Source organism: Nostoc sp. MG11 (genome assembly GCF_014904695.1).
In the GTDB taxonomy this organism is placed as follows: domain Bacteria; phylum Cyanobacteriota; class Cyanobacteriia; order Cyanobacteriales; family Nostocaceae; genus Komarekiella.
The window spans coordinates 1-5,111 of record NZ_JACXXN010000114.1 but is presented as its reverse complement, the minus strand read 5'-3'; the positions used below and the strand labels follow the sequence as shown (position 1 = coordinate 5,111).

Here is a 5,111-nt window from a genome sequence, read left to right as displayed (position 1 = left end):
CACTGCAAAAAGATTTTAAAAACGGTAAATTATCGCCTCAACAAGCACAAAGTAGATACCAAGATTTAATTGCTAGGGAGATAGACAGCGTTCCAGGCGAAGGTATTCCTATTCCAAAGAACATTAAAGATGCACTAGAAAATGGGCTAGATTACAAACAACTAGCGGATAAAGTTGATCCTGATACTTACAATATGCTTCACACAGCCTATTAGTATGGAGACTGGGATCGTTCCAAGCGCAAACGCTAATTTATCTATCAATCTGAGGATTTTTCCTAACATTAATTGTTTGAGGTACTTGCAACATTGCAGGAATGTAACACCTATGTTGCAAGCACTAATGTTGCAAGTACCCGCAACATTGCACAGCCAATATTGAGCGCCAACGAACAAAATAATGTCATAAATAGTTGTTTTGATGATGTTTTTTACTTTTATGTGGAGGTGAAAGAGTTTTGATGCAACAGTATTACAAGGGCAGATGAAACGATGAATCAGGACGATTTACATGATGTCTTGGCACACATCGAAAAAGATCCAAAAATAAATAATGCATTTTTGGATAATTTGTTATCAAGAAAAAAGTGGAGTAATATTCTGGAAATTGACCGTATAACTCTTTGGAGATGGGAGGTAAATATTATAAATAAGATAGCTCCATTAAGATCCAGCTATTATGGAACAGCCAGAAGCTATCGAAGTAACTACCTTGACGGATACCAAAGGTTTCTATCAGCAATTATATTTTTTCTCATGAAGGGTAAGAAGTACGAAGAAGTCAAAAGACTTCTAATTACCAACTTCATGCATTTACGTCGTCAGGATTTTGCGAAATGGAAGGAGAGACAGTAATGTTTACCAGAGAACAATTAGTCGAATACTTCAGCGATCGCTATACGAGCGAGCAAGTATTTGAAGCCTTGCAAATCATGAAAGACAATGGAGCAGATGTTGATCCTCTTGGTGAGGAATTCAGTTTTGATATCACAGAAGAACTCGACCATATTTTTGAAGCGATTGGAGCAGCGATTGATAGTCAAAAGAAGCTGCCTGCGTCTGAACACTCACCAGCACTGGTAATTCAGGAGGCGACGCAGTTAGCCGCTTCTTATTCATCACGAATCAACCAACAGATGATGGCGGCGATGATTCGCACAGTCACACAAGGAGCAATTAGTGAAGCTAATTCGTTACTCCAGATTCGTGCCAAAGTTATAGAACGGGTTTTATCTGCTGGCAATCAAGAGATTGCTGAGTGTTTACACCAAGAATCACTACAGAACGCCAACTATCTGCGTACGCTTGCAGGCGACGACACTCGCATAGACAAACTGTTAGCTGGTTATGGGCTAGAAACAGTCAAAGACATTGATATAGAGGCTTTCTTAGAAGAAGTCAAAGCCGGAGCATCGCAAGTAAAATCTGATGTCAAAGCACTTGCTTGTGATATTGCAAGTATTGGGCCCCAGAATAATTGTCAGGTATTTGATGTCGATGCATTTTTACTGGAGGTAGAAAATGCTAACAGCTAGGCTATGGCGTAAGCATAAGACCACAATTGTTTTTGCTGGGCTAACGCTTGTCTCGTTAGCATATTCCTCCCCAGATATTGCCCGTAATATGCAAGTAATTGGCGACATTAAGCAATCTATTGCTCAAAACTCTTTTCAGCAAACGATGCTCCAGCAGCAACTTGCTTTTGAGCAAGAGCAAGCCACAATTGCCGATGCCAGATATAAATCTGGCTGCTTACCGATTGTGGCCACGGTTTACCCTCATAAGTACGTGAAAATCGTGCAGGGAAAGGTGATCAAAGATCGCATTACATTAAACCCATTACCCAAAGGGTCTGTAGTCTGTGATGCCAATGGCTCAACAGGGGTAATTGATCAGCATGGGAGAGTAGGAGCGCTAGCTTTCACTGGCAACCGGGATTTAGTGGCATCGCGGCTTAAAAGATTTCGTGGGGGTAGGTATAGTCAGCCGATTGATCAAGGGGGTAACAAGTGAATATTCCGTGGAAAGGTAACAAGCCTGGAACTCCAAACAACTCAAAACCGAATGTCTGGTTACGAATTCTTTATTGGGGACTGGTTGTTTCTGCTATTTGGTTTGCTTATCTCAATATCCAGCCTTATGAAAAAGCAGTTGCATTTTTAAGTAGCAAGACACTCAATAGCGCTTTTTTGTACATAATTAGTGCTATTCCAATTATCAATGGAATTGCGGCTTTGATTGCCAAAGGTATTACTTGGATACTGGGTGCAATCCTTTGGAGCGTCATTCAGATAATTGAAGTACTGCCTTTGGTACTTTACAATCACGATCAATTCATGGAGAACATGATTTCTTCAGCTGACAGCCGCGCTAAGTATGCCCTCAAGGACACCGACGACCCAACACTAAGAATGCTCAAACGCACCTACAATCATCTGCCAACAAGCGTTGTGAGTAACCTGGAGATTTTGAAGATATTCACCTACACAATAGACTTTCTGATTTGCATCACAGTTTATTCACCTGTGGAAAGTGGTAAATTCTCGGATTTCTTTTTTGTCTTGGCAACAGGTCAATGGGGGAAATTAGACTACGGTAATTTAGCGCTGGCACTCGTTACTTTGTTTGCGATTGAAGTGATTATTTCGCTAATCATTTGGGTTGGTAAATTGAATACCGCCATTGCACAAGCAAGTAAAAGTTGAATTAACAAGGAAATTAATCATGTCTAAGAGAATCATTAATCTGGGCGGTGGTAATTACAATGCATACATTGGAGGTGATTATATCCAAGGGGAAAAGGAAGGATCTAAAAATGAATCAACAGAAGCCAAAACTATTGACGTAGAAGTAGTCAGCGAAGAAATTGTTAATGATGATGCAGCAGCAGAGACTATTGATACGAATGGTGCAAACTACACTGAACATGTTGGCGGCACAGTAACTAATGGAGATGCAGTTAATTGGAGATGACAAGATTTGATATCAACAAGGCCCAGAGAACCCCCGAAGAATGGAGCGCAATTGCCTTTAAGCAAACCGCAGAAAACAATATTCCATTGAATATTGCTGGTGGACTGATTGTGGCAGCTATAGCGGCATCTGCCACAAGTCCAGTTACAGGCTTATTGATCGCAGTATGGTCGATATTCACTAATATCAAAAAAGCTCAGGAAATTCAACGTAACCAAGCAGCAATTAGAGAATACGGTTGTGTCGCTCACGTACTAGATGGCGACGACTTCCGAGGCTACTTGCAACAGGTTGGTAAACAGTCAGTTGAAGAAGAATTGTATTTTGCTGCTGACCAAGGATACTCATTCTCCGATGCTGCTCTCAATTATGCCGAAGCTGATATTCCACAAGTCTTACAGCCACAAACAGCGTTGCCAGTATTGCCAATGTCATCACGCCCACAAGATGCACCCTCACTAACACAAGTGAGCAATTATCAACCTGATTACACAATTGATATCATCGCTCTGATGACAGACCGGATCACCAATACTTTAATTATTGGTGTACCTGGAACAGGTAAAGGGATGCTCTTGGCTAATGCTATTCGTGCTGCCAAGTCCAAGCATTTAGGGTTAAGAGTATTTGTAATTGACCCCAAAGCTGACCCCAAAGAAGCTGGGTATTTTGAAGGAATTGCAGACAGGGTTGAGCGATTTAGATGTGCCGATGCATCCCCAGAAGAGGTAATTGCTTGGTTAGAACGTTGTTTCAATGCATACAATGAATACGTTAATCAACACGGGCGTACTCTGTTGATTTTAGATGAAGGCACTATTTTAGGCAATAAATCTAACCAAGTTAAAAGCACTCTCATTCAAGACCGTTTAGTTGCGATTACCAGCTGCGGTGATTCTGACGGGAAAAATGCTTGGGTCGCTGCACAGTCCCCTTACGTTAAACCCTTGGGTTTGACACTAGATACATCTTCGCAACTATCGGTAATTGCCATCGCTCGTGACTATGACAGCGTTAAACAGTGGGGACGTTCACCAATGCTCGATAAAGTGACCAATCTAGAGTTAGAAAGGCTCGTGAATGTATCCCCTTGTGGTCGTGCAATTTATTTTGGCAAACAAGGGGGATGGTTCGCCATGCCTTCCCTGCAAAATTACTCTGGCTTTGATCGAGATCATCGAACCTTTGTTGGTGCAGCCTCGCCGCAAGATGCACTCACCACCCAAGAGCGCCAGACACTTCAAGCGGCAACCACCACTCAGCTTAGTCCCTCTCAGATGATGATTGACAAGCTTGAGCGGACAAAACATCTAACACTTGAAGATTTTATTGACAAAGAAATGGCGGCAGGCTCACGCATGGATGAATTGAAACACGCTATCATCCTCACCATTCAAAACGCAAATCATCGCGGACTACTGTACAAATTCAAAATTGATGCCTAAATCTCCTAAAAAGTTCGAGTATGCGTCGAACTGGCCAAGGACTTGTCGTCGTGTTTACCGTCTGCAATCACGTTGCACCAACAATCCTCTGCATGGACGGCCAACGGTAGTACATCACTTGCATTATCGGCGATCGCTGTTGCGCCGTATTTTCGGAATATTTTTATTGCATTTTCCTAGTGCTTCTGTGTCTGGGTACGAAATTCCTGGTTGGGATTGCGTGGGGGTATGCTCCAGTTGCCATGAGAATTATTACGGCAGAAGTAGCAGCCATAGTTCACTTCACCATCCCAATGTTTGGGTACAGTTTGGCGGACTTAACAACCACCAGACTTGGATAAAAGCGACTGAATTACGAATTAAGTTTTGGATACTTGCGTTAATGCCTTAGTTGGCCAATAAAGGAGAATTAAAATTATGTCTGAACTCTCAGTTTTTGTATTTGAGTCCCAACAAGTCCGCTTCGTTGGCACAGCAGAGAAATCAGAGTGGGTTGCTGCGGATGTGTGTGCAATTCTTGAAATCAAAAACGTCAGTGATGCGTTAAGTAGAACAAGGTGAAAAAACCAAACTGTGTAAAGATAAATAAATATGTACAATCCATCTACCACGGTAAAAAGGATATGGGCAGCCGTTTAAGGATATTTCTGACTCTAAAACAAGATAGAACTCTTTTCGATCTGAGAACGGCAGA

9 protein-coding genes are annotated in these 5,111 nt (G+C 41.9%); all 9 read left to right on the top strand.

Annotated elements, in window-relative coordinates; translation table 11 throughout:
* The coding region (locus tag HCR01_RS36790) for a hypothetical protein (RefSeq protein ID WP_193200830.1) at nucleotides 1-215 on the top strand (215 nt) is incomplete at its 5' end.
* Nucleotides 216-491: 276 nt separating this feature from the next.
* Nucleotides 492-854 (top strand): hypothetical protein, encoded by a 363-nt coding sequence (locus HCR01_RS36785; RefSeq protein ID WP_193200829.1) that lies wholly within the window; start codon nucleotides 492-494, stop codon nucleotides 852-854.
* Nucleotides 854-1,534, top strand: coding sequence for a hypothetical protein (locus HCR01_RS36780; RefSeq protein ID WP_193200828.1), 681 nt, complete (start codon nucleotides 854-856; stop codon nucleotides 1,532-1,534). The genes HCR01_RS36785 and HCR01_RS36780 overlap by 1 nt, the downstream gene beginning before the upstream one ends.
* The gene (locus HCR01_RS36775) at nucleotides 1,521-2,012 is read left to right on the top strand and encodes a hypothetical protein (RefSeq protein WP_193200827.1); all 492 of its coding nucleotides are present in this window, start codon (nucleotides 1,521-1,523) and stop codon (nucleotides 2,010-2,012) included. Before HCR01_RS36780 ends, HCR01_RS36775 begins: the two co-directional genes overlap by 14 nt.
* Nucleotides 2,009-2,704: a hypothetical protein gene (locus HCR01_RS36770; protein ID WP_193200826.1), complete on the top strand. Its 696-nt coding sequence runs from the start codon at nucleotides 2,009-2,011 to the stop codon at nucleotides 2,702-2,704. The genes HCR01_RS36775 and HCR01_RS36770 overlap by 4 nt, the downstream gene beginning before the upstream one ends.
* A gap of 19 nt (nucleotides 2,705-2,723) precedes the next feature.
* Nucleotides 2,724-2,972, top strand: a complete 249-nt coding sequence (locus HCR01_RS36765; protein WP_193200825.1) for a hypothetical protein — start codon at nucleotides 2,724-2,726, stop codon at nucleotides 2,970-2,972.
* Nucleotides 2,969-4,417 (top strand): hypothetical protein, encoded by a 1,449-nt coding sequence (locus HCR01_RS36760; RefSeq protein ID WP_193200824.1) that lies wholly within the window; start codon nucleotides 2,969-2,971, stop codon nucleotides 4,415-4,417. Before HCR01_RS36765 ends, HCR01_RS36760 begins: the two co-directional genes overlap by 4 nt.
* On the top strand, nucleotides 4,410-4,808 hold the full coding sequence (locus tag HCR01_RS36755; protein ID WP_193200823.1) for a hypothetical protein: 399 nt from the start codon (nucleotides 4,410-4,412) through the stop codon (nucleotides 4,806-4,808). Before HCR01_RS36760 ends, HCR01_RS36755 begins: the two co-directional genes overlap by 8 nt.
* 26 nt (nucleotides 4,809-4,834) lie before the next feature.
* The gene (locus HCR01_RS36750; RefSeq protein ID WP_193200822.1) at nucleotides 4,835-4,978 is read left to right on the top strand and encodes a hypothetical protein; all 144 of its coding nucleotides are present in this window, start codon (nucleotides 4,835-4,837) and stop codon (nucleotides 4,976-4,978) included.
* Nucleotides 4,979-5,111 lie beyond the last annotated feature (133 nt).

Coding starts and splice junctions, on each gene's coding strand:
- HCR01_RS36775 (WP_193200827.1), top strand. CDS start 1,521: ATGCTAACAGCTAGGCTATGGCGTAAGCATAAGACCACAATTGTTTTT.
- HCR01_RS36755 (WP_193200823.1), top strand. CDS start 4,410: ATGCCTAAATCTCCTAAAAAGTTCGAGTATGCGTCGAACTGGCCAAGG.
- HCR01_RS36750 (WP_193200822.1), top strand. CDS start 4,835: ATGTCTGAACTCTCAGTTTTTGTATTTGAGTCCCAACAAGTCCGCTTC.
- HCR01_RS36780 (WP_193200828.1), top strand. CDS start 854: ATGTTTACCAGAGAACAATTAGTCGAATACTTCAGCGATCGCTATACG.
- HCR01_RS36765 (WP_193200825.1), top strand. CDS start 2,724: ATGTCTAAGAGAATCATTAATCTGGGCGGTGGTAATTACAATGCATAC.
- HCR01_RS36760 (WP_193200824.1), top strand. CDS start 2,969: ATGACAAGATTTGATATCAACAAGGCCCAGAGAACCCCCGAAGAATGG.
- HCR01_RS36785 (WP_193200829.1), top strand. CDS start 492: ATGAATCAGGACGATTTACATGATGTCTTGGCACACATCGAAAAAGAT.